The organism is Pseudomonas sp. MF6394, from assembly GCF_002018845.1.
Taxonomy (GTDB): domain Bacteria; phylum Pseudomonadota; class Gammaproteobacteria; order Pseudomonadales; family Pseudomonadaceae; genus Aquipseudomonas; species Aquipseudomonas lactis.
This window is the reverse complement of the sequence record NZ_MVOJ01000012.1, coordinates 93,307-115,514: the sequence shown is the minus strand read 5'-3', so window position 1 is coordinate 115,514 and position 22,208 is coordinate 93,307. Positions and strand designations below refer to the sequence as shown.

The 22,208-nt window shown below is 62.6% G+C and carries 21 protein-coding genes and 1 pseudogene; 15 read left to right on the top strand and 7 right to left on the bottom strand.

Going from position 1 to position 22,208, the window contains the following annotated elements; genetic code table 11:
- Positions 1–171: 171 nt before the first annotated feature.
- Positions 172–1,032, bottom strand: a complete 861-nt coding sequence (hpaA, locus tag MF6394_RS14765; protein ID WP_069558474.1) for a 4-hydroxyphenylacetate catabolism regulatory protein HpaA — start codon at positions 1,030–1,032, stop codon at positions 172–174.
- 128 nt (positions 1,033–1,160) lie between these two features.
- Between hpaA and MF6394_RS14760 the strand changes: the two genes are divergently transcribed.
- The 8 genes from MF6394_RS14760 (at position 1,161) to hpaI (ending at position 8,547) form a co-directional block, all read left to right on the top strand.
- Positions 1,161–1,826: a fumarylacetoacetate hydrolase family protein gene (locus MF6394_RS14760; RefSeq protein WP_078466948.1), complete on the top strand. Its 666-nt coding sequence runs from the start codon at positions 1,161–1,163 to the stop codon at positions 1,824–1,826.
- Positions 1,823–2,593 (top strand): fumarylacetoacetate hydrolase family protein, encoded by a 771-nt coding sequence (locus MF6394_RS14755; RefSeq protein ID WP_044269219.1) that lies wholly within the window; start codon positions 1,823–1,825, stop codon positions 2,591–2,593. Before MF6394_RS14760 ends, MF6394_RS14755 begins: the two co-directional genes overlap by 4 nt.
- A gap of 5 nt (positions 2,594–2,598) precedes the next feature.
- A complete protein-coding gene (gene hpaE / locus MF6394_RS14750) occupies positions 2,599–4,059 on the top strand; it encodes a 5-carboxymethyl-2-hydroxymuconate semialdehyde dehydrogenase (protein WP_078466947.1) in 1,461 nt (486 codons plus the stop codon).
- A gap of 154 nt (positions 4,060–4,213) precedes the next feature.
- Complete coding sequence (gene hpaD / locus MF6394_RS14745; protein WP_003192392.1) at positions 4,214–5,071, top strand: 3,4-dihydroxyphenylacetate 2,3-dioxygenase; 858 nt, start codon at positions 4,214–4,216, stop codon at positions 5,069–5,071.
- A gap of 15 nt (positions 5,072–5,086) precedes the next feature.
- Complete coding sequence (locus MF6394_RS14740) at positions 5,087–5,479, top strand: 5-carboxymethyl-2-hydroxymuconate Delta-isomerase (protein WP_069558478.1); 393 nt, start codon at positions 5,087–5,089, stop codon at positions 5,477–5,479.
- Between the two features lie 131 nt (positions 5,480–5,610).
- The gene (locus MF6394_RS14735) at positions 5,611–6,915 is read left to right on the top strand and encodes an MFS transporter (RefSeq protein WP_078466971.1); all 1,305 of its coding nucleotides are present in this window, start codon (positions 5,611–5,613) and stop codon (positions 6,913–6,915) included.
- 11 nt (positions 6,916–6,926) lie between these two features.
- A complete protein-coding gene (gene hpaH / locus MF6394_RS14730) occupies positions 6,927–7,730 on the top strand; it encodes a 2-oxo-hept-4-ene-1,7-dioate hydratase (RefSeq protein WP_044269222.1) in 804 nt (267 codons plus the stop codon).
- A gap of 16 nt (positions 7,731–7,746) precedes the next feature.
- Positions 7,747–8,547: a 4-hydroxy-2-oxoheptanedioate aldolase gene (gene hpaI / locus MF6394_RS14725; RefSeq protein WP_078466946.1), complete on the top strand. Its 801-nt coding sequence runs from the start codon at positions 7,747–7,749 to the stop codon at positions 8,545–8,547.
- 126 nt (positions 8,548–8,673) lie between these two features.
- Here hpaI and hpaR read toward each other — a convergent pair whose 3' ends face one another.
- Positions 8,674–9,096: a homoprotocatechuate degradation operon regulator HpaR gene (gene hpaR / locus MF6394_RS14720; protein ID WP_044269224.1), complete on the bottom strand. Its 423-nt coding sequence runs from the start codon at positions 9,094–9,096 to the stop codon at positions 8,674–8,676.
- 207 nt (positions 9,097–9,303) lie between these two features.
- On the opposite strand from hpaR, the gene MF6394_RS14715 reads away from it, so the two are divergent.
- The 5 genes from MF6394_RS14715 (at position 9,304) to MF6394_RS14695 (ending at position 13,482) form a co-directional block, all read left to right on the top strand.
- Positions 9,304–10,602 (top strand): NAD(P)/FAD-dependent oxidoreductase, encoded by a 1,299-nt coding sequence (locus MF6394_RS14715; RefSeq protein WP_078466945.1) that lies wholly within the window; start codon positions 9,304–9,306, stop codon positions 10,600–10,602.
- 138 nt (positions 10,603–10,740) lie between these two features.
- A complete protein-coding gene (locus MF6394_RS14710) occupies positions 10,741–11,106 on the top strand; it encodes a cupin domain-containing protein (protein WP_056787204.1) in 366 nt (121 codons plus the stop codon).
- A 13-nt stretch (positions 11,107–11,119) separates the two neighbouring features.
- Positions 11,120–11,941: a molybdenum cofactor biosynthesis F family protein gene (locus tag MF6394_RS14705; protein ID WP_047711253.1), complete on the top strand. Its 822-nt coding sequence runs from the start codon at positions 11,120–11,122 to the stop codon at positions 11,939–11,941.
- The gene (locus MF6394_RS14700; protein WP_078466944.1) at positions 11,934–12,737 is read left to right on the top strand and encodes an SDR family NAD(P)-dependent oxidoreductase; all 804 of its coding nucleotides are present in this window, start codon (positions 11,934–11,936) and stop codon (positions 12,735–12,737) included. The genes MF6394_RS14705 and MF6394_RS14700 overlap by 8 nt, the downstream gene beginning before the upstream one ends.
- Positions 12,727–13,482: an SDR family oxidoreductase gene (locus tag MF6394_RS14695; protein ID WP_047711255.1), complete on the top strand. Its 756-nt coding sequence runs from the start codon at positions 12,727–12,729 to the stop codon at positions 13,480–13,482. The genes MF6394_RS14700 and MF6394_RS14695 overlap by 11 nt, the downstream gene beginning before the upstream one ends.
- Before the next feature lie 639 nt (positions 13,483–14,121).
- On the opposite strand, the gene feaR is transcribed toward MF6394_RS14695, so the two are convergent.
- The 3 genes from feaR to MF6394_RS14670 all read right to left on the bottom strand — a co-directional run bounded on the left by feaR (position 14,122) and on the right by MF6394_RS14670 (position 17,206).
- Complete coding sequence (gene feaR / locus MF6394_RS14680; RefSeq protein WP_047711256.1) at positions 14,122–15,063, bottom strand: transcriptional regulator FeaR; 942 nt, start codon at positions 15,061–15,063, stop codon at positions 14,122–14,124.
- Between the two features lie 114 nt (positions 15,064–15,177).
- Positions 15,178–15,744, bottom strand: a complete 567-nt coding sequence (locus tag MF6394_RS14675; RefSeq protein WP_078466970.1) for a DUF3156 family protein — start codon at positions 15,742–15,744, stop codon at positions 15,178–15,180.
- Positions 15,707–17,206, bottom strand: coding sequence for an APC family permease (locus MF6394_RS14670; protein WP_047711258.1), 1,500 nt, complete (start codon positions 17,204–17,206; stop codon positions 15,707–15,709). The genes MF6394_RS14675 and MF6394_RS14670 overlap by 38 nt, the downstream gene beginning before the upstream one ends.
- Positions 17,207–17,423: 217 nt before the next feature.
- Between MF6394_RS14670 and MF6394_RS14660 the strand changes: the two genes are divergently transcribed.
- Positions 17,424–18,746: a hypothetical protein gene (locus tag MF6394_RS14660; protein ID WP_078466942.1), complete on the top strand. Its 1,323-nt coding sequence runs from the start codon at positions 17,424–17,426 to the stop codon at positions 18,744–18,746.
- A 32-nt stretch (positions 18,747–18,778) separates the two neighbouring features.
- On the opposite strand, the pseudogene MF6394_RS14655 reads toward MF6394_RS14660, so the two are convergent.
- Positions 18,779–19,252, bottom strand: a pseudogene (locus MF6394_RS14655) (flavin reductase family protein); the annotation flags it as partial.
- Positions 19,253–19,308: 56 nt separating this feature from the next.
- Positions 19,309–20,478 (bottom strand): p-hydroxyphenylacetate 3-hydroxylase oxygenase component, encoded by a 1,170-nt coding sequence (locus MF6394_RS14650; protein WP_078466941.1) that lies wholly within the window; start codon positions 20,476–20,478, stop codon positions 19,309–19,311.
- Positions 20,479–20,714: 236 nt separating this feature from the next.
- On the opposite strand from MF6394_RS14650, the gene MF6394_RS14645 reads away from it, so the two are divergent.
- A complete protein-coding gene (locus MF6394_RS14645; protein WP_078466940.1) occupies positions 20,715–22,202 on the top strand; it encodes an aldehyde dehydrogenase family protein in 1,488 nt (495 codons plus the stop codon).
- The last annotated feature ends 6 nt before the right edge of the window (positions 22,203–22,208 follow it).

Sequence of the window (22,208 nt, the reverse complement as noted above, 5' to 3'; positions counted from 1 at the left end):
ACTGTCTAGCACTACTTGCCCACTGCCACTGCCGAACCCGGCACTGAACAAGTCCTCTTGCGTGGCCAGGCGGGGGGAAAGGTTCCGGCTCGACAGGTAACACCATCCTTCTCACTTAACGGACCACTATCAGCCAATTCCTCAACGTTGCGTTTTTTGTCCGACCCCTTATCAGCGCATCCCCGCCTGCCGTACCCGATACTCCCCCGGCGTCATCTGCGCATACCGCAAGAAAAACCGGCTGAAATACGCCGGGTCCTTGAACCCCAGTTGGTAGCAGATTTCATTTGCCGAACTACCGGTAAACAACAGCAGGCGCTTGGCCTCCTGCATCAGCCGCTCCAGGATCAGGCGCTTGGAGGGCAGGTCGGCAATGCGCCGGCACACTTCATTGAGCCGCGCCTGGGTCACGCCAATACTTTCGGCATAACGCGCCAACGGCCAATGTTCCAGGTAGTGGGCTTCGATCAGCTCGTTGAAACGATGGAAGATGCGCAGGTCTTCATGGGCTGTCGGGCGTGCCGGCTGGGCGTGGGCGCACAGTCGCAGCAGGCGGATCATGATCAGCTTTGTGAGGCTGTCGAGGGCGGCGGCGCGCCCTGCCCGTTCAGCGTTGATCTCACTGCACAGTGCCTCGAAGAGTTGCTCCAGCCCCTCGGCATCCCCGGTCAAGGCCACGCAGGCCGCACCGGAGGCAAGGCTGGGATCGGCGTCGATCAAACTCCATACCAGCTGCTGGCGCACCGTCAACACATGCCCATCGGCATCCGCTTCGGTGACAAAAGCGTGAGCCACCGTAGGCGGCGTGAGAAAAAACATCGGCCCCGATTCAACGTACTGGCGGTCATCCAGATACACACGCACCGCGCCACTCTTGACGTAATGCACCTGGAAAAACCGGTCATGGCGATGCACCGCCATGTTACGCCCGAAAAAACCCGCCAGGTTGCCAAGCTTGTCGTAATGCACCTCGGCATCGCTGTAGCGCTGGTCGTAGACCTGCCCGATGTTGATGTTGGGGATCGGCTTCACGGGGCTCTCTTCTTGTTGTTGTGAGGCCAGCGCAGTGTGCCACGCTTGACGGTAGTTAACATATTAATTATAACGTTAACAACTTAACGAACTGCCTATGCAGCCGTCGTCACCGCCAGGAGAAACGCATGAGCCGTACCCTGCATGATGTTGCCAGCGGCACCCTGTTCGGCGTTGCGCTGAACTTCCAGGGCCTGCTGGACCAGCATCTCGCCGCCTTCCAACAGGCGCCCTACCAGAAGCCGCCGTCCAAGCCGGTGCTATTTATCAAGACGCCCAACACCCGCAATGGCCATGGCGGCGTCGTGCTGCAGCCTGCGGGCGAACGCCTGCAACCGGGCCCGGCGTTGGGCGTGGTAATCGGCCAGCGCGCCAGCCGTGTCAGCCTGGAGAACGCCATGGCCCATGTGGCCGGGTATGTGGTGGTGAATGAATTCAGCCTGCCGGAAGACAGCTACTACCGCCCCGCCGTCAAAGCCAAATGCCGCGATGGTTTTTGCGCCCTGGGCCCGCAGGTGATTGCGCGGGATCAAGTCGCCAACCCCAACCAACTGAGCCTCAAGCTGTTCGTCAATGGCGAGCTGCGCCAAGAAAGCTCCACCGCGGACTGGGTACGGGACATTCCGCAATTGATCGCCGAGATCAGCGAGTTCATGACCCTGTACCCCGGCGACGTGCTGATCACCGGCACCCCGGACGGCCGCGTGGATGTACAGCCAGGCGATCAGGTCGAGGTCGACATCACCGGCATTGGCCGCCTGAGCAACACCATTGCAGCAGAGGCATCAGCATGAAGCGCGCACGTATCCGTTTTGAAGGTGCAACCCACAACGTGCTGGTGCAAGCCGACTGCAGCGTACGCCTGGAGGATGGGCGGTTGCTGGCCGAAGACCAGGTGCAATGGCTGCCACCCGCCACCGGCAACATGTTCGCCCTGGGTTTGAACTACGCCGACCACGCCGCCGAACTGGCCTTTACACCGCCGACCGAACCGCTGGCCTTTATCAAATCGGTGGGCACCTACACCGGCCACCGCCAGGTCACCTGGCGCCCGGACAACGTCGCCTACATGCACTACGAGTGCGAGCTGGTGGCGGTCATCGGCAAGACCGCGCGCAACGTCAAGCGCGCCGACGCCCTGGACTACCTGGCCGGTTACACGGTGTGCAACGACTATGCGATCCGCGACTACCTCGAGAATTACTACCGCCCCAACCTTCGCGTGAAAAACCGCGACGCCACCACCCCGGTCGGCCCATGGATCGTCGACGTGGCCGATGTGCCGAACCCAGGCAACCTGAAGCTGCGCACCTGGATCAACGGCGAACTGCGCCAGGAAGGCAGCACGAAAGACATGATTTTCGATATCCCCTACCTCATCGAATACCTGTCCAGCTTCATGACCCTGCAACCGGGCGACATGATCGCCACCGGCACGCCCGAGGGCCTGGCCGATGTGGTGCCGGGGGATGAAGTGGTGGTGGAAGTCGAAGGTGTGGGCCGCCTGGTCAACCGTATTGTCAGTGAAACGGAGTTTTTCTCCGCGCGCAAAGAGGCTTGAGCACCATGATCAAACACTGGATCAACGGCCGTGAGGTCGAAAGCAAAGACACCTTTATCAACTACAACCCGGCCACCGGCGAGGCCATCGGCGAAGTGGCCAGCGGCGGTGCCGAAGAAGTCGCGCAGGCCGTGGCGGCGGCCAAGGCGGCGTTTCCCAAGTGGGCCAATACGCCAGCCAAGGAGCGCGCACGCTTGATGCGCAAACTGGGCGAGTTGATCGAACAGAACGTGCCCCACCTGGCCGAGCTGGAAACCCTGGACACCGGCCTGCCGATCCACCAGACCAAAAACGTATTGATCCCGCGTGCCTCGCACAACTTCGATTTCTTCGCCGAAGTCTGCACCCGCATGGACGGCCACACCTACCCGGTGGACGACCAGATGCTCAACTACACCCTGTACCAGCCGGTAGGCGTGTGCGCGCTGGTGTCGCCGTGGAACGTGCCGTTCATGACCGCCACCTGGAAGACCGCGCCGTGCCTGGCGCTGGGCAATACGGCGGTGTTGAAGATGTCGGAGCTGTCGCCGCTGAGCGCCAATGAACTGGGGCGCCTGGCGGTAGAAGCCGGGATCCCCAACGGCGTGCTCAATGTGATCCAGGGCTACGGCGCCACCGCCGGCGATGCACTGGTGCGCCACCCGGACGTGCGGGCGATTTCCTTTACCGGCGGCACCGCCACCGGCAAGAAAATCATGCAGAGCGCTGGCCTGAAAAAGTACTCCATGGAACTGGGCGGCAAGTCGCCGGTGCTGATTTTTGAAGACGCCGACCTGGAACGCGCGCTCGACGCTGCGTTGTTCACGATCTTCTCCCTCAACGGCGAGCGTTGCACCGCTGGCAGCCGGATCTTTATCCAGGAAAGCGTCTACCCACGATTTGTCGCCGAGTTCGCGGCGCGGGCCAAGCGCCTGATCGTCGGCGACCCTCAGGACCCGAACACCCAGGTCGGCTCGATGATCACCCAGGCTCATTACGACAAGGTCACCGGCTACATCAAGATCGGCCTGGAGGAAGGCGCCACGCTGCTGGCCGGCGGCCTGGAGCGCCCGGCCAACTTGCCGGCGCACCTCCGCCGCGGCCAGTTTATCCAGCCGACCGTGTTTGCCGACGTGAACAACCAGATGCGCATCGCCCAGGAGGAAATCTTCGGGCCGGTGGTGTGCCTGATTCCGTTCAAGGATGAAGCCGAGGCGCTGCAACTGGCCAACGACACCGAGTACGGGCTGGCCTCCTACATCTGGACCCAGGACATCGGCAAGGCCCACCGACTGGCGCGCGGTATCGAAGCGGGCATGGTATTTATCAACAGCCAGAACGTGCGGGATTTGCGCCAGCCGTTCGGCGGGGTCAAAGGCTCGGGCACCGGGCGTGAAGGTGGCCAGTACAGCTTCGAAGTGTTTGCCGAGATCAAGAACGTGTGTATTTCCATGGGCAGTCATCACATTCCGCGCTGGGGCGTGTAGCCCAGGATCAAACAAGCCTCCTGTGGGAGCCGGGCTTGCCCGCGATGCAGACACCGCGGTCGTTCAGCCGTACCGAGTCGATGCCATCGCAGGCAAGCCAGCTCCCACAGGGACCTCACAGGCCATACAAGAATAATTATTCAGGAGAGTCATCATGGGCGAAGTGGTTCTGGCAGCGAAGATCTGCCACGTACCGTCGATGTACCTGTCGGAACTGCCCGGCAAGCATCACGGCTGTCGCGAAGCGGCGATTGCCGGGCACAAGGAAATCGGCCGGCGTGCCCGCGAACTGGGGGCCGACACTGCGGTGGTGTTCGACGTGCACTGGCTGGTCAACAGCGGTTATCACGTCAATTGCGGTGAACAGTTCCAGGGCACTTACACCAGCAACGAGCTGCCGCACTTCATCAAGAACATGGACTACGCCTACCCCGGCTGCCCCGAACTGGGCGAGCTGATCGCCGCCGAAGCCAACCTGGCCGGCGTGCGCAGCATGGCCCATAACATCCCGAGCCTGGAGCTGGAATACGGCACCCTGGTGCCCATGCGCTACATGCATATGGGGGTGCCCGACGCAGAGAAATTCAAGGTGATTTCCATCGCCGCCTGGTGCGCCTGGCATCGCCTGGAAGACAGCTTCGCCTTCGGCGCCGCCGTGCGCCGGGCGATTGAAAAGAGCGACCGCAAGGTGCTGGTGCTCGCTTCCGGCTCGCTGTCCCATCGGTTCTCGGACGACCGCGAGGCTGAGGCGAATATCCACAACTGGACCCGCGAATTCGACAAGCAGGTGGACCTGCATGTCGTGGAAATGTGGAAGCAAGGTCGCTTCAAGGAGTTCTGCGCCATGCTACCCGACTACGCCGAACACTGTTTTGGCGAAGGCAAGATGCACGACACCGCCATGCTCCTGGGCCTGCTGGGTGGGCCGGATTATGCCAAGCCGGCCGAGATCATCACGCCGCCGTTCGGCAGTTCGGGCACCGGCCAGATCAACGCGATTTTCCCGCTTTAACCCTGGGAGAGCCCCATGCCGCACTTTATCGCTGAGTACACCGACAACCTCGAACCGCAGGCCGACTTGCCCGGTCTGTTTGAAAAAGTCCACCGCGTGCTGGGCGACAGCGGTGTGTTTCCGCTGGGCGGCATTCGCAGTCGCGGCGTGCGCCTGGACACATGGCGCATGGCCGACGGCAAGCACGACTATGCCTTTGTGCACATGACCCTCAAGGTCGGCCACGGCCGCGACCTGGTAACCCGCGAAGCAGTCGCCCAAGCAGTGTTCGCGGTGATTACCGAGCACTTCGCCGAGTTGCAGGCGCAGCGCTTGTTGGCGCTGTCGTTCGAGATGATCGAGCTGCACCCGCAGCTCAACTTCAAGCAGAACAATGTGCATGCGTTCCTGAACAACCCGGCAAGCTGAAACGCCCCCGCCTCCCTGTAGGAGCGAGCTTGCTCGCGAAAAACCTCCAGGCACTGCGGAACCACCAGCGCTGCGTTTTCGTTAACGTTTTTCGCGAGCAAGCTCGCTCCTACAACAAAAAGAACACCACCATGAGCACAGCCCATTCCACTGCAAGCCTGCAGCTTGCCGAGCACGACCGCACCCATCGTTTGGTGACTTGGCGCCTGATGCCCTTGTTGCTGGTGTGTTACCTGTTTGCCCATCTGGACCGCATCAACATCGGCTTTGCCAAGATGCAGATGAGCAGCGACCTGCACTTCAGCGACACCGTGTACGGCTTCGGCGCCGGCCTGTTCTTCATCGCCTACGCGTTGTTCGGCGTGCCCAGCAACATCGCCCTGGACCGCGTCGGGCCACGGCGCTGGATCGCCTGCCTGATGGTGGTGTGGGGCCTAATCTCCACCGGCATGCTGTGGGTGGAGAGCGCGCGCGGGTTCTACGTGCTGCGCTTTCTACTGGGGGTGGCCGAGGCCGGGTTTTTCCCGGGGATCCTGGTGTTCCTCAACCGCTGGTACCCGGCGCGCCGTCGCGCCCAGGTCACTGCCTTGTTTGCCATTGCGGTGCCCATGGCCGGGGTGTTGGGCGGGCCGATTTCCGGGGCGATCCTGGAGAACTTCCACGACGTCGGCAGCCTGCGCGGCTGGCAGTGGATGTTCCTGATCGAAGGCGCGCCCGTGGTGCTGCTGGGGCTGGTGGTACTCAAGTGGTTGCCGGACAGCTTCGAGTCGGTGCACTGGCTGACTGCCGAGCAAAAACAGCAACTGCGCACCCAATTGAGCAACGAGGAACAGCGCAAGACCATCACCTCGTTCGGCGGCATCCTGCGAGACCCGCAGGTGTGGCTGCTGGTGGCTGTGTACTTTGCGGTGATGCTGGCGGTCAATACCCTGGCGTTCTGGATGCCCACCCTGATCCACGGCGCCGGCATCGGCCGTGACAGCCAGGTCGGCTTGCTCAGCGCCGTGCCGTACCTGGCCGGCTGCTTCTTCATGCTCGGCTGCGGGCGCTCGTCCGATCGCCACCGCGAGCGCCGCTGGCACCTGTGCGTGCCCCTGCTGATGGCGGCGCTCGGTATCGCCGTGGCGGGTTTGGCGCCCGGCAATGCGCTGCTGGTGATGAGCGGGCTGGTGGTCGCCGGCATGGGCGCCAGTGCCGCGCTGCCGATGTTCTGGCAACTGCCGCCGGCGTTTCTTTCCCACACCACCCAGGCGGCGGGCATCGCCATGATCAGCTCGTTCGGCAGCATCGCGGCGTTCCTCGCGCCGTACCTGATCGGCTGGATGCGCGACGCCACCCAGAGCGCCAGCCTGGCCTTGTACGTACTTGCCCTGTTTATCGCCCTCGGTGGCTTGCTGGTGCTGCGCACCCAGGCCGCCATCGTCAACCCACACTAGAGACCGTTGCCATGCTCGACTCCCAGCAAATCCTCGCGGCCGCCGCCCACCTGGACCGTGCCGAACGCAGCCGCGAACAGGTGCGTCAGTTTTCCCTCGACTACCCCGGCATGACGATCGAGGATGCCTACGCCGTCCAGCGTGAATGGGTCGCGCAAAAGATCAAGGCCGGGCGCACGCTCAAGGGCCACAAGATCGGCCTGACCTCACGGGCCATGCAGGTGTCGTCGAATATCACCGAACCCGATTACGGCGCCCTGCTCGACGACATGTTTTTCGACGAAGGCAGCGACATCCCCTTCGAGCGCTTCATCGTGCCCCGGGTGGAAGTGGAACTGGCCTTCATCCTCGGCAAGCCGCTCAAGGGCCCCAACTGCACGGTGTTCGATGTACTCGACGCCACCGAATGGGTGATCCCGGCGCTGGAAATCATCGACGCCCGCATCCAGCAGGTCGACCCCCACACCAACGCCACCCGCAAGGTGTTCGACACCATCTCCGACAACGCCGCCAATGCCGGTGTGGTGCTCGGCGGCCGCGCCGTGCGCCCCACCGAGATCGACCTGCGCAAGGTGCCGGCGGTGCTGTATCGCAATGGCGTGATCGAGGAGTCCGGGGTGTCGGCGGCGGTGCTCAACCACCCGGCCAAAGGCGTGGCGTGGCTGGCCAACAAGCTGGCGCCCTATGACGTCACCCTGCTGCCCGGCCAGGTGATTCTCGGCGGCTCGTTTACCCGCCCGGTCGCGGCCCGCCCTGGCGATACCTTCCACGTCGATTACGACCTGCTCGGCTCGATTGCCTGCCGCTTCGTCTGAACCCAGGAGTGCTGTCATGGACATGCCTGTCAACCGCTTCAAGCAACGCCTGCACAACGGCGACGTACAGATCGGCCTGTGGCTGGGCCTAGCCAACGCCTACTGCGCCGAACTGGCCGCCAACGCCGGTTTCGACTGGCTGCTGATCGACGGCGAACATGCGCCCAATCAACTGGGAGACATGCTCGCGCAACTACAGGCCATCGCGCACTACCCCAGCCAGGCGTTGATTCGCCCGGTGATCGGCGACACGGCGCTGATCAAGCAACTGCTGGATATCGGCGCGCAGACGCTGTTGGTGCCCATGGTAGAAAGCGCCGCCCAGGCCCGGGAACTGGTGCGCGCCCTGCGCTACCCGCCCCAGGGTATTCGCGGGGTCGGCAGCGCCCTGGCCCGCGCTTCGCGCTGGAACAGCATCACCGACTACCTCGACCAGGCCGATGCGCAGATGTGCCTGCTGGTGCAGATTGAGAACGCCGAGGGTCTGGCCAATCTGGACGCCATCGCCGCCGTCGAAGGCGTGGACGGGGTGTTCATTGGCCCTGCGGATTTGAGCGCGGCCATGGGGCATCGCGGTAACCCGGGGCACCCTGAAGTGCAGGCGGCGATTGAGGATGCCATCGTGCGTATCGTCAAGGCGGGTAAGGCGGCGGGGATTCTCAGTGCCGATGAGCGCCTGGCACGGCGCTATATCGAGTTGGGGGCGACGTTCGTGGCGGTGGGGGTCGATACCACGGTGTTGATGCGGGGGCTGCAAAGCCTGGCCGGGAAGTTCAAAGATATTCCACAGGCCACCACCACTGGCGCAGTGTATTGATATCCCCTGTGGGAGCGGGCTTGCTCGCGAATGCGGCGTGTCAGTCAGCAGATTCATTGACGGATATACCGCATTCGCGAGCAAGCCCGCTCCCACATTTTGATCGGTGGTGATTCAGCTGTTGGTTTATCGCTTGATGTTCTTCAAGTCATCCAGCAACCCCAACAAGGTCTGGAATTTCTCTGCGCCCAACTGATCCTGCAAACGCTGATAGTTGGCCTCCATGCACTGGCTCATGGACTCGAAACTCGCCTTGCCCTTGTCCGCCAGGGTAATCAGCACCCGGCGCTGGTCCTGTTCGGCCTTGCGCCGGTGCACCATGCCGGCCGCTTCCATGCGCACCAGCACGCCGGTCATGCTCGGCTTGAGGATGCAGGCCAGTTCAGCCAGTTGATAGATCTCCAACTCACCGTGCTGTTCAAGGATGCGGATGATGCGCCATTGCTGTTCGGTCAGGCCGTGTTCATTCAGGGAAGGACGGAAAAAACTCATCGCGGCCTCGCGCGCTTGCAGCAAGGCCAGGGTCAGGGATTGTCGAGGTGTGGACATAGGGCTCAGGGTCACGAAGTATTTAGTTAATAGTTTAACGAAACTCTAACATTCCCGGCCGGCGAGCGCGCTATAACTTATAGGTGCCCTCGCCCGTGGCGCGCTGAATCAAAAACCCGGGCACGCAGGATCAAGACTTCCAGCCCGCCAAGGGCCCTAATGGAGGCATCCGCTTTAGCGCCTTCCTTCACATTTTCAGGCTGCGCCATGATCAACATCGAAACCCCCACGTACTACACCGCCACCAAGAAATACAACCTCAGCTTCCCCACCCTGGAACAGGATATCGACGCAGACGTCGTGGTCATCGGCGGCGGCTTTTCCGGGATCAACACGGCCCTTGAGCTGGCGGAAAAAGGCATCACCAACATTGTGGTGCTTGAAGCGCGCTACCTGGGCTTTGGCGGCACGGGCCGCAACGGCGGGCAGATCATGGCAGGCATCGGCCATGACCTGGAGAAGATCAAGAAGGACGTGGGCGAAGACGGCCTGCGCCAGGTGTTCGAGATCAGCGACCTGGGCGCCGACATCATCAAGAACCGCATCGCCAAGTACAACATCGACGCGGACTTTTGCCACGGCTACGGCTACATGGGCTTCAACGCCCGCCAGGAAAAAACCCTGCGCGCCTGGGAGAAGGACTTCAAGTCGATCAACAGCCAGCACGAAATCCGCTTTCTGGGCGGCTCTGACGTGCAGCAGATCATCGGCTCCACCGCCTACACCAGCGCCCTGCTGCACATGGGCGGCGGGCATGTGCATTCACTCAACCTGCTGCTGGGCGAAGCCACCGCGCTGGTCAGCCATGGTGTGAAAATCTTCGAGAACAGCCCGGCGCTGGAAGTCAGCTACGGCGAGCGCATCACCGTGCGCACCGGTCGCGGTTCGGTACGCGCCAGCAAGTTGCTGTGGGCCTGTGACAGCTTTCTCAACAAGCTGGAGCCGGAACTGCACCGCTCGACCATCAACACCTACGCGTTCCAGATGATGACCGAGCCGTTGTCCGAGGAGTTGATCCAGCGCATCAGCCCGATCCGTGGGGCGTATAGCGACATCCGCCCGGTGATCGACTACTACCGCGTGACCAATGAAAACCGTCTGCTGTTCGGCGCCGCCACGCCGTTGGTGGAGCACATTCCCGGCGATCTGAAAGCCTGGAACCGCCAGCTGATGCTGAAGATTTTCCCCTACCTCAAGGACGTGAAAATCGACCTGGCCTGGGGCGGCCCGATGGCGTGCAGCCCGAACCTGTTCCCGCAGGTGGGCACCTTGCCGGGGCGCAGCAATGCGTTTTTCGTGCAGGGCTATTCCGGCTTTGGTGTCACCCCCAGCCACATCATCTGCAAGGTACTGGCCGAAGGCATGAGCGAAGGCTCGGCGCGTTATGACCTGGTCAGTTCAATCCCCCGCCCCACCAGCATCGGCAAGGACGCGATTCGCCCGCTGCTGCTGACGGCGGGCAAATCCTGGCACCAACTTTCCGGCTACTGGAACGGTCGCCGCTAACCCCTGTAGGAGCGGGCTTGCCCGCGAAAAACGTCAACGATAACGGGTGCTTTCTGAATGAACGTGGCGCCTGTGAGTTTTTCGCGAGCAAGCTCGCTCCTACAAAAAATAATGTCGTATTTATCAGGAGCATCTGCCATGACCCTTACCGCTATCAAACACAACGTCCAGCTGTCGGAACTCGACGCCTGGGGCACCGTGGCCGACCTCGGCTCGCAAATCCTCGAAGGCGAAGTACGCGCCTTCGGCAAGATGACCTTCGGCGCGCCCACCGATGCGGTCAGCAGTGCGTACTTCGGCACCACCCAGGGCAAGTTCCGCATGGTTTACCCGTTTGCCGAACAGGCCACGATAGTCACCGGCGAAGTGGTACTCACCGATGAATCCACCGGCCAGTCCACCCGCTACAAGGCCGGTGACAGCTGGTTCGTGACCAAGGGCACGCCTGTGCTGTGGGAAGTGGTCAGCGAGAGTTTCGTCAAACACTACTTCGCCGTCGTGTAAGGGAGGCGTTGCCATGTCGAATTCATCTGACTGGATCACCGTAGGCGCCCTGGCTGAGGGTTTTGCACCCGAAGCGTTCATTCTGCCGAACCTGGCCGACCTGGCCGGCCAGACGTTCACCCTGCACTTTGCCAACGGCTGGCAGATCGAACACCGCTTCGAACAGGAACGCCTGGCCTGGCACGCCGCCGATGGCCACTCCAGCGGCAGCGCCGCCTACCGCGCCAGCTCGATTCGCCCGGGCCTGTACCTGGTGGACTTTATCAAGCACGAGGCTGGGCAAAGCTGGTCGATCAGCCTGGTGCTGGACACGCCAACTGCCTCCTTTACCGCCGTGATTGGCCGTATGCCAGAACCGGCAGAGACCCACGAAGGCCTGTACCACCGCGCCCTGGCCGGCAAACCGCTGACCTCGGTACAGGTCGACTTCCTCCACGGCAGCCTCGACCGGCCGTGGCAGGATGGCCACTGCCTGCACGCCCCCACCGACGAGTTGGTCGGCCTGCGCAACCACTATCGCTACAGCCCCAGCGAGGTCTACGAACACATCTACCTCAACCCACGGTTCTACGCCTGGCAATGCCTTGAGGGCGTGGAGAAAGGCCTGTGCGACACCGACCGCTGCCATTACTACAAAATCGCCGAACAGCTGTACCTGTTCGTCTGGCAGGAGAAGATCGTGCCGACCCTCGGCCTGGTGCTGATCGACCTGCAACAGCACCGCAGCGACGGCAAGATCTTCGGCTATGCCGGGGCGTCCTTCGACGCGTTGTCGAACTTCCCGATCAGTTCCTATTGCCAGGTGCTCAACCGCACGGAGTACCCCCGTGACTGACCCGCGCACGGTGGTGATCACCGGGGCCGGCACCGGCATCGGCGCCGCCTGCGCACGTTTGTACGCACAGGAAGGCGCACAGCTGGTGCTGATCGGTCGGCGCCGTGAGCCACTGGAACAGGTGGCGCAGGACACCGGCGGGCTGATCCTGGTGGGCGATGCCGCCTGCCCGGACACCTGGGACGGTTTCATCCAGCAAATCCGCACCCACTTCGGGCGCCTCGATGTGCTGCTGGCCTGTGCCGGTGGCCACGGCCTGGGCAGCGCGACCCAGACCAGCCCGGCCACCTGGGAAGGCGCGCTGCGCAGCAACCTCGACAGTGCGTTCTACAGCGCTCGCGCCTGCCTGCCGTTGTTGCAGGAAAGCGCCGGGAACATGGTGCTGATTGGCTCCATCGCCTCATTGGCAGCAGGCCCCGAGGTGTGTGGCTACACCACCGCCAAGCATGCGTTGCTCGGGCTCAACCGCTCGCTGGCCCGTGACTATGGGCCCCATGGCGTACGGGTGAACGCGGTGTGCCCAGGCTGGGTGCACACGCCGATGGCCGACGCCGAGATGCAGCCGTTGATGGAGGCGTACGGCGAGACCTTGCAGCAGGCCTATGCGCGTGTGTGTGCCGATGTACCGCTGCGGCGCGCCGCCCGTGCCGACGAGATCGCCAAGGTGTGCCGCTTCCTGGCCAGCGACGACGCCTCGATCATTACCGGCGCCACCTTGGTGGCGGACGGTGGCTCCAGCATCGTCGACGTGCCGACGCTGGCGTTTACGCGCCTGGAGCCTGCCCATGCCCAATGACCTGGATTTCAGCGGCCAGCTCGTGCTGGTCACCGGCGGCGCCCAGGGCATTGGCCTTGGCATCGTCCAAGCCTTTGCCCAACGCGGTGCGCGGGTGGTGATTGCCGACCGTCTGCTTGAACAGGCTGAAGCCGTGGCTGCCGAGTTGTGCGCGCAGGGCTATCAAGTGGAAGCCGTTGGCGTTGACCTGGCGGATGCCGAAGCGGTGTTTGCTTGCGTCCAAGGCTTGGCGCAACTGGATGTGCTGGTGCACAACGCCGGGTACTTTCCGCTGACCGCCTTTGCCGACATCACCCCAGCGATTCTGGAGCGCACCCTGGCGGTGAACCTGTCGGCGCTGTTCTGGCTGACCCAGGCGGCGTTGCCGAGGTTTCGCGCCCAAGGCGGGGGCTGCGTGCTGGTGACGTCTTCGGTTACCGGCAACCGTGTCGGTTATCCGGGGCTGAGCCACTATGCGGCGTCCAAGGCCGGGGTGAATGGGTTTATCCGCAATGCAGCGCTGGAGCTGGCGCCGTTGAATGTGCGGGTAAACGGCGTAGAGCCGGGCATGATCGCCACCCCGGCGATGGATAACCTGGGCGACGCGGCCGTGAATGACAGCATCGCGCGCCGTGTGCCGCTGGGACGCCTGGGCGCAGCGGCGGATATTGCCGGGGCGATGGTGTTTCTGGCCTCTGACCTGGCGGGCTATATCACTGGGCAGACGCTGGTGGTGGATGGTGGGTCTACCCTACCCGAAACCTGAAACCCGAACTAACTGTGGGGCTTGTCACAATACCAGTCAGTTAAGCGCAATCCCCTGTGGGAGCTGGCTTGCCTGCGATGGCGGTTGGGCGCACTGATATGCCAACTGACAGTTCGCTATCGCAGCATAGGTATCTACACAACTTTGGGGGCTGTAGCAGCAGACGGTAACCACGATGCGAAGCGAGTCGCTCTTGATCTTGATCTGCTTTTGATCTCAGGCGCCCCGTTAAACCACGCTGGCCGGAATTCGACAGGGATTTGGGGGGTAAACCGGCAGGGATGCCGGTTTAGCCGCCCCGCGCCATGGATGGCGCGTGGCGGCGGCCCCCCAAATCACTGGCGAATTACGGGCACACCGAGCCTAAGCGAGGTGCCGAGTGGTGGGGCAAGAGCCTTTTGCTTACTTTTGGGCTCTTTTCAAAAGTGAGCCGCTGTCAGAGCGGAACCCTAAGCGGCCGTTACCGCAGCAATGGATATGTACCCAATCCAACTGTGTTGACTGTCAGGCCGCCTTCGCGAGCAAGCCCGCTCCCACAGTTGGATTGTGGAATGTCAGGTAGAAAAGTGTCGGCTGCCAGGCCGTCATCGCAGGCAAGCCAGCTCCAACATTAGATCTCATGCACATTGAAGAACCTGTTTACACCCCCACCGCCTGCAACCGGCTGGAACGAAAGTCCTTGGGCGACACCTCAAACTGCTTCTTGAACGAGCGGCTGAAATGCGCCGAGTCGGTAAAGCCCCATTTGTAGGCAATCGAGGTGATCGACTCGCTGCGCAGGAACGGGTTGGTCAAGTCATCCGCACTGCGCTTGAGCCGCGCGCGCTGGATGTAGCGGCAGACGCTGTCGTCCTGTTCCTCGAACAAACGATACAGGTGCCGCACCGAGATATTCAGGCGGTTGGCCAGGCCGATCGGGCTCAGGCCTGGCTGGCTCAGCGACTCGTCGATGACCTTCTGCACATAACTGCGCAGGTTATTGCCCTGCAACGCGGCCACGCCTTCGCGGCACTCGTCGCCCTGCTCCAACGCCGAACCCAACAGCGAGACGAACGCCGCTTGCAGCGCTTCCACTTGCGTGGCGTCTTCGTCGGTATCGTCCTTGCACAGTTGGTCCATCAGTACATGCAGCATGCGCCCACAGGCTTTGGTCGAGGAGACCTTGCCGAAAGCCCGTGCCTGGCCGCCCAGGTGCTTGCACACCGCAGTGCGCGGCAAGGACAGCGAGGCGTGTTCGATCAGGCCGAAGGGGGTAATTTCGATGGCGCCCACCGAGTCCATCAACAGCATTTCGCCGGGGGCCAATTGCACGGTCTGGTCGTTCTGGGTGATTTGCGAATAGCCGCTGCGCTGGCTGACCAGGAAACATTCCTGGTCGTTGTCATGGTCGGCGTGGTGCGTCGGGCGCTTGATCAGCCCGGCATTGGTGCGCAGGATGGCCAGGCCACGCGACAGGTTGTGGATCTCGCCGATAAACAGCGAACGGTTGAAAGCCAGTTCGGTATCGAAGTGGCCGCACGCGGCGCGCAGTTCGCGGTTCCAGCTGTCGAGCCCGTCGGGTGCATGCTGTGGGATGCTCATGGGGTGTCTCCGCAGTGGCGTTATTCTTGTTGTTCTGGTGCAATAGTTAACATGTTATCTATATGCACGCAACAACAACCTGTTTGCCCTTTGCAGAAGCACTAATGGTGCCAATTACAGGTCCGACAATACTCGTTGTAGACCCACCAATGCAGCCAGCAGATACCCCCGTTGCTCGGCGCTCAACGCAATGTAGCGCCGGAACGCCGGCATGCGGTTGACCACCTCGCTGCCACCCATATGCTCCAGGCGCACGTACCATTGCTGGTCGTGCAGCTCGATGCGCAGGCGCTTGAAATCCAGCGGCATCAACGCCTGGAACAACGCGCTGTCAGCCTGTAAACGCGCCTGCAACTCACGGCCCAGTGCCTGGTTGCCAGCGCGGCGCCGCACATGAATGCCGCTGCGCCGGATCGCGCCGCCATGATGCACCTCAAAGCTGCCAGCGCCACCCGCTGCAGCAGGAACGCGCAGGACACATTCGGTCAGCACCAGGTGCATCAACAACTGCGACTCGGTGCGCTCGACAATCTCGAAGGCCACACCGTCCACTTCAAGGGTGGCCAGGCCCAGATCACGTCGCAGATGAGCCAGGGTCACCCCCGGTCGATACCCGACGGGGGCGCGGTCGGCACGAAACAGCTCAAACAGTTTTTGCCGCAAGGTCGCTATAACTGGCATGGGCGTACCCCGGTTCGTGATTGAATTCCCTGGCCAACACCTCCTCTACGCAGGCGGGCTTGAAGGGGTTGACCTTCTGCACCACCAGGGTCCAGAACAGCGCGTAGGTGGCCGTCACGCCGAGCATCACGCCAAACGGCACGTAGATGTCCGCCGGGTTCATGCCGGGCGGGGTGATAAACCACATGCCCAGCAGGATGCCGATGCTGGAGACGATCTGCGGCAGCGGGAACCACGGCGAGCGATAGGCGCGGGGCAAGTCCGGACGCCGAATGCGCAGGATCACCACCGACAGCGTCACCAACAGGTAAGCGAAACTCCAGGCACACACCGCCGCCAGCACCAGGTGCATGATGTTGTCGGTGTTGCCGCCCAGGTACAGCGCGTGCAGACACGGGATCAACATCGCCACCAGGATGCACAACAGCGGCGTCTTGAAACGCGGGTGCAGGTAGGTGAACACCTTGGGCAAGGCGCCATCCACTGCCATGCCGTAGAGAATGCGCGGCACGCCGGCCATCAGGGTATTGATGGTCGCGGCGCCAGCGAACAGAAAACCGATGCCCAGCCACAACGGGCCGATCTGCCCCATTACCTGTTCGGCAAACCGGGGGATGGCCATGGGTGTGTCCAACAGGTGCACACCGGAAGCCGCATCGAGCACTACGTTTTCCACCTGGCGCTTCATCGCCGCGCCATAGATGAACATGCACGTGGCCACGCCCATCAGCCCGAGCATCATCGCCCGTGGCATCACCTTGGCCGATTGGCGCAGGTCCGGCGCCAGCGGCGTGACGAACTCGCAGCCCACGAACATGAACATCGCCATGCCCACCAGCGACAGCACGGTGACCAGGTCGGTGCCCACCAGCGACTCACCGAACCAGCCATCCAACTGCACCGCCGGCGCGGCGATCAGGCCCAGTACACCAAACACCATCAGGGTGGTCCACATGCCGAAGGTCAGGATGATCTCCGCGCGGCCAAATGCGCTGACGCCAAAGGCATTCAGCACACCGAACACCAGCACGAAACCGACGCCCAGCAACCACGAGCCGCCGGCCGACTCTGCCAGGGTATTGAGGTGTTCGAAGTTCACCAGGGCCATGACCCCGGCGAGGATAGTTTCGGCTGTGCCGGCGAACACATGCACGATCAGGTAGGCCGACAAGGTGCCGGTGATCGCAAAGAACCGGCCCATGCCGCAGTTGATGTAGTCGTACACCGAACCGGTGGTGGGCAGTATCGAGGCAGCCTCGGCGAAGGTGGTGGCCTGGGCCAGCATCATCACCACGGCGATCAGCATCGCCAGGGCAAACGCACTGCCACCGATGCCAAAGCCCATGGTGGCGGTGAGGATCACCGGGCTGGCCATGATCAGGCCGATGGTGCTGGCCAACGCAGTGGGAAAACCTACCGTACCCCGGTTGAGGTGTGCGGTGAGTCGGTCGTTGATCGACATGGAGGGGTCCTCGAAGCGGTTTTTTTTAATGTGTCGGCACTCTGCGCCCCACTCCCGTTGATCGTCTTGCCCCTGTCTGCCGCCGGTTTTGTTGCTGCCTGCCAGGGCGTGCGGCCTGGCGGCCAGAGTCAATTGCCTGGCACGCAGGGAAAAGACTTGGCCTCATACCGCTCGCCCTAATGCGCCCTCACTCTTAACCAAGATGGGGGCAATAACAATGGAGCACACACTGAAAAACCGCCGCCTGCGCCAGGCGGTCGGCCTGGGCGTGGCACTGCTGGTGGGCCAGGCGCAGGCCATCGAGTTGTATGCCGACGCCGACACCCAGGTCACCGGCAACTTCCTCGCCGTGTACGGTCTGTTCAACAGCCCGAAGAACTACGATGGGCGCAGCGGCGGCTCCACCTGGCGCGAGGCGTTCATCAAGTACGGTTTGAGCGTCGAACAAAGCCTGGGCCACCTGGGGGGCGTGTATGGCACGGCCAACCTGGTGAGTTCGGGTACCTGGGGCGATGGCGATGCGGCAGGGCTCACCAACGGCATCGAGCGCACCACCAAGTTTGACGAGGCCTTCGCCGGCTGGCGGTCCGGGGAGCTGTTCCCGGTGTTGGGCAAGGACGGTGTGGACCTGTCGTTCGGTCGCCAGATCATCATGCTCGGCGACGGTTTTATCCTTAACGACGACGGCCCCAACCTGGGCAATGGCGTGGGCGACGGCGAGTTCAATCGCGGCGGCGCCTACTACATCGCCGCGCGCCATGCCTTCGATAAAACGGCGGTGATTCGCCTGGGCGGCAAGGACGGCGTGCACGGCAGCCTGATGTGGATCAAGTCCGACAACCGCGCCCAGGCCCTCACCGAAATGGCCGCCGGCACCCTGGAATACAGCGCCGCGCCGGGTACCCTGGGGCTGACCTATATTCACGGCATCGACGTGGATGAGCGCTTCGCCACCGACCTGCAGCGCCAGCGCAAAGGCATGAACCTCTACAGCCTGCGCGGCGCCGGCAGTGCCGGTATCGACAACGCGCACTTCGCCTTCGAACTGGCGCGCCAAAGCCGTCGCGACGGCCAGGAAAATGCCGGCTACGCCGAAGCCGGCTACACCTTCGCCAACCTGCCGTGGTCACCGGATCTGACCTACCGCTACGCCCGTTATTCGAAGAACTGGGACAGCATGTTCTCAGGTTTCAACCGTGGCTACGGCACCTGGGTGCAAGGCGAAGTGGCAGGCAACTATTCCGGCCCCTTCAACAGCAACACCGCCGTGCAGCACGTGGCGCTCAAGGTCAAACCCTTGGAGAACGTCACGCTTGGGGCACTGTTCTTCGACTACACCACCGTGAGTACCCGTGACCAGCCCAATCTGGATGGTCGCGAACTGGACCTGTATGCCGAATGGGCCGTCAACGAGCACCTGATCATCACGCCGCTGCTCGGCCTGTACAAACCGAATAAATCAGCCGACAACGGCGGCAATCAGGTCGGCGGCAACGGCACCAATGTCTACAGCCAACTGGTGGTCGCCGTGCCGTTCTAAACCGCCTCGGGCGCGCACGGAGGCAGCGCCCGGACCTCAGCATAGGCGCCCTGATGATAGAGCAGCGGCGCGCGGCCAAAATCATCAAAGGCCACCACCTTGCCGATCATGATCCAATGGTCGCCGCCGTCCACCTGCTGGTATTTCTCACAGTGAAAACGCGCCGAGCAATCGGCGAACACCGGCGAGCCACCCTCCCCCGGCTCGTATTCGATCAGGGCGAAGCGGTCTTCACGGGGGCGCGCGAAATTGTTGGATAAATGCACCTGGTCCGCCGCCAACACATTCACCGCAAAATGGCTGGCCTCCTCGAACACCGCATGGCTGTTGGAGCGTTTGTCGATGCTCCACAGCACCAGCGGCGGGTCGAGGGACACCGAGTTGAAACTGTTGGCGGTCACGCCCACCTTGCGCCCGGAGGCGGTGGCGGCGGTAACCACGGTCACGCCAGTGGCAAAGTTACCCAAGGCGCGACGAAAGGCTCGTGGGTCGAATACGTCAGACATGCAAGACTCCCGGGTGGCCTCTATGGGCCGCCCTGATTGTTGTAGGGAAAACGCGGCTACACCATGCTCGGGTCGGGTTCCAGGCCCATCAGCTCACGGCCGAGGATCTGCGCGCACACGTCATAGTCGGTGTACGCATGGGCGCCGGTCATATGGGAATCGCGGAACAGGCGCTGCATTTCGTTGTGTTCGAACCAGGCATTGCCACCGGCGGCAGCGAACAGCCGGTCTACCGCTTCGATGCACATCTTGGTGGCGTAGGCCTGGTTGGTGCGCCAGAACGCCAGGGTTTCTCGCGTTGGGTAGCGGTGGGCGGCGCTGTGTTGGGCGTGGTCTTGCCAGGTCTTTTCCAAAAACGCCCGGGCGGCGGCCACTTGGTGGGTGGACTCGGCCAGGCGCATGAGCGCCGGGGTCGCGGCGCCGACGGCAGCGCCGGTGTAGGCACGTACGCGGTTTTTGGTTTTTTCGCGGAACACCTCCAGCATGCGCTCGGCCACGCCGAGGCTGACGGTGGAGAAGCCACTGGCGAAATACGGCCGATACGGCGCGTAGAAAATCTGGCTGTCTGGGTACAGGCCAAAGCCTGCGGACTTGCCTTCCATCATGTCCTTGGCCTTCTGGATCCGGTGCTCGGGCACCCAGGCGTTGTCGATGATCAGGGTCTTGGTGCCGCTGCCTTTCATGCCGGCTGAAAACCAGTCATCGCGGATCTGATAGTCACTGCGCGGCAGCACGGCAAAGCAGTAGTCCTGGGTGCCTTCGGCATTCTGGCGACGGCAGCCGACAATCGCCCATTCGCCATGGTCACAGCCGCTGCTCCAGCCCATCTCGCCACTGAAGTACACGCCGCCCTCGCCCTCGGTCACCCGGCCGAACGGCGCAATACTGCTGCTGGCCGTGGCATCCGGGTTGGCGCCCCAGATTTCCTGCTGCAACTGCGCCGAGAACAGCGCCAGTTGATGGCTGTGGGTGCACAACAAACTCATGGCCCAGGCGGTGCTGGCGCAACTGCCGGCGAGCAAGGCGATGCAGTCGGCGAATTCGGGCAGCGACAGTTCCAGGCCACCGAATGCCTTGGGCTGGAAGGCGCGGTGCAGCCCGATGCTCTTGAGCAGCGCGATATTCTCATCCGGCACTTGTCGCAGTTGTTCGGCACGGCTGGCGTTGGCGGCAATGGCAGGCAGAAGAGGCTTGAGGTCTTCGAGGAGCGGGTTTGGCTTTTTCATGGACGGCCCTGCTTATTATTGGAAGTCCGGCAGGCGTTCCAAATCGTGGAACGGCGCGGGATGCAGGGCCAGTATCGACCGGCTTGCGCCGGCACAACATGCACGTTCGGCAGGCAAGGTTGTACTTTTCACAGGCACGGCAGGCACAGGCATAAAACTTGGCAGGCACGGTCAAGCCGCGTACCTGCGCGTTGGTTAACCTCGAGTTTTCTTTTGTGAACTGCCAGGAACCTGCCATGAGCGATATCCCGCTGCTGCCTCACGTCGAAGCCTTTTTGCGCCGCCGTCATGGGCTCTTCATCGACGGCGCCAGTGTGCGCAGCCACGCCGATGCACGCCTGAGCGTGACCAACCCTGCCACCGGCCAGGTGATCGCCGATGTGGCCGACGCAGACCTGGCGGATATCGACGCTGCGGTCGCTTGCGCCAACCGGGGTTTCCAGTTGTGGTCCCAGACCGCTTCCGCAACCCGTGGCAACGTGCTGCTGAAACTGGCCGACCTGCTGGAGCACCACCGCGAAGAACTGGCGCAGATCGAAACCTGCCAGTCGGGCAAGATCATCCAGATTTCCCGCGCCTTTGAGGTCGACCAGGCCGCGCACTTCCTGCGTTACTACGCAGGTTGGGCCACCAAGCTCAGCGGCCAGACCCTCACGCCATCGCTGCCTTCGTTCAATGGCGAGCGCTACACCGCCTTCACCTTGCGCGAACCGGTGGGCGTGGTGGTAGGCATTGTGCCGTGGAATTTCTCGACCATGATCGCCATCTGGAAGCTCGCCTCGGCACTGGTAACCGGCTGCAGCATCATCATCAAGCCCAGCGAATTCACGCCGCTGACCCTGTTGCGCATCGCCGAACTGGCCATCGACGCCGGGTTGCCGGCGGGCGTGCTCAACGTGTTGACCGGCGGCGGCCATGTCGGCAAGGGGCTGGTGGAACACCCCGGCACGCACAAGGTGTCGTTCACCGGCTCAGTGCCCACCGGTATTGCGGTGGGCCGCAGTGCCATGGGCGCAGGCCTCACCCGCGCGACCCTGGAACTGGGTGGCAAGAACGCCGCCGGCTTCCTGCGCGACATGGACGTGGACAAAGCGGTGGATGGCATCATCGAAGCGGGCTTCTTGCATTCTGGGCAAATCTGCGCAGCGGCCGAGCGTTTCTTCGTGCACCGCTCGCAGATCGACGCCGTGCTGGAAAAACTAAAAGCACGCCTCAGCCGCCTGACCATCGGCTCGCCCCTGGACGAACACACCGACTTCGGCCCGGTGACCCATCAGCAACACCAACACAAACTGCTCGGCTACTTCAACCAGGCCCGCGCCGAAAACAACACGATCATCCACGGCGGCCACCTCATCGACCGCCCCGGCTGCTACGTCGAACCCACCGTGATCCTGGCCAACCACCTGCACGACACCCTGCTCAACGAAGAAACCTTCGGCCCCATCGCCACCTTCCTGCCCTACGACGATGAAGACGAATTGCTGGCCATGATGAACCACGGGCCCTACGGGTTGAGCGCCAGCCTGTGGACCAATGACCTGGGCAAGGCCCTGCGCATGATCCCGGCTGTCAAGGCGGGCACGGTGTGGGTGAACATGCACACCTTGCTCGACCCGGCAGTGCCGTTTGGGGGCAGCCGGTCTTCGGGATTAGGGCGGGAGTTTGGCAGTGCGTTCATTGAGGATTACACCGAGCTTAAGTCGGTGATGGTTCGGTATTGAATGGCT

What these genes read in the sequence shown, in the direction of transcription:
- MF6394_RS14760 (WP_078466948.1), top strand. Translation starts at nt 1,161, where the DNA reads ATGAGCCGTACCCTGCATGATGTTGCCAGCGGCACCCTGTTCGGCGTT.
- MF6394_RS14755 (WP_044269219.1), top strand. Translation starts at nt 1,823, where the DNA reads ATGAAGCGCGCACGTATCCGTTTTGAAGGTGCAACCCACAACGTGCTG.
- hpaE (WP_078466947.1), top strand. Translation starts at nt 2,599, where the DNA reads ATGATCAAACACTGGATCAACGGCCGTGAGGTCGAAAGCAAAGACACC.
- hpaD (WP_003192392.1), top strand. Translation starts at nt 4,214, where the DNA reads ATGGGCGAAGTGGTTCTGGCAGCGAAGATCTGCCACGTACCGTCGATG.
- MF6394_RS14740 (WP_069558478.1), top strand. Translation starts at nt 5,087, where the DNA reads ATGCCGCACTTTATCGCTGAGTACACCGACAACCTCGAACCGCAGGCC.
- MF6394_RS14735 (WP_078466971.1), top strand. Translation starts at nt 5,611, where the DNA reads ATGAGCACAGCCCATTCCACTGCAAGCCTGCAGCTTGCCGAGCACGAC.
- hpaH (WP_044269222.1), top strand. Translation starts at nt 6,927, where the DNA reads ATGCTCGACTCCCAGCAAATCCTCGCGGCCGCCGCCCACCTGGACCGT.
- hpaI (WP_078466946.1), top strand. Translation starts at nt 7,747, where the DNA reads ATGGACATGCCTGTCAACCGCTTCAAGCAACGCCTGCACAACGGCGAC.
- hpaR (WP_044269224.1), bottom strand. Translation starts at nt 9,096, where the DNA reads ATGTCCACACCTCGACAATCCCTGACCCTGGCCTTGCTGCAAGCGCGC.
- MF6394_RS14715 (WP_078466945.1), top strand. Translation starts at nt 9,304, where the DNA reads ATGATCAACATCGAAACCCCCACGTACTACACCGCCACCAAGAAATAC.
- MF6394_RS14710 (WP_056787204.1), top strand. Translation starts at nt 10,741, where the DNA reads ATGACCCTTACCGCTATCAAACACAACGTCCAGCTGTCGGAACTCGAC.
- MF6394_RS14705 (WP_047711253.1), top strand. Translation starts at nt 11,120, where the DNA reads ATGTCGAATTCATCTGACTGGATCACCGTAGGCGCCCTGGCTGAGGGT.
- MF6394_RS14695 (WP_047711255.1), top strand. Translation starts at nt 12,727, where the DNA reads ATGCCCAATGACCTGGATTTCAGCGGCCAGCTCGTGCTGGTCACCGGC.
- feaR (WP_047711256.1), bottom strand. Translation starts at nt 15,063, where the DNA reads ATGAGCATCCCACAGCATGCACCCGACGGGCTCGACAGCTGGAACCGC.
- MF6394_RS14675 (WP_078466970.1), bottom strand. Translation starts at nt 15,744, where the DNA reads ATGCCAGTTATAGCGACCTTGCGGCAAAAACTGTTTGAGCTGTTTCGT.
- MF6394_RS14670 (WP_047711258.1), bottom strand. Translation starts at nt 17,206, where the DNA reads ATGTCGATCAACGACCGACTCACCGCACACCTCAACCGGGGTACGGTA.
- MF6394_RS14660 (WP_078466942.1), top strand. Translation starts at nt 17,424, where the DNA reads ATGGAGCACACACTGAAAAACCGCCGCCTGCGCCAGGCGGTCGGCCTG.
- MF6394_RS14650 (WP_078466941.1), bottom strand. Translation starts at nt 20,478, where the DNA reads ATGAAAAAGCCAAACCCGCTCCTCGAAGACCTCAAGCCTCTTCTGCCT.
- MF6394_RS14645 (WP_078466940.1), top strand. Translation starts at nt 20,715, where the DNA reads ATGAGCGATATCCCGCTGCTGCCTCACGTCGAAGCCTTTTTGCGCCGC.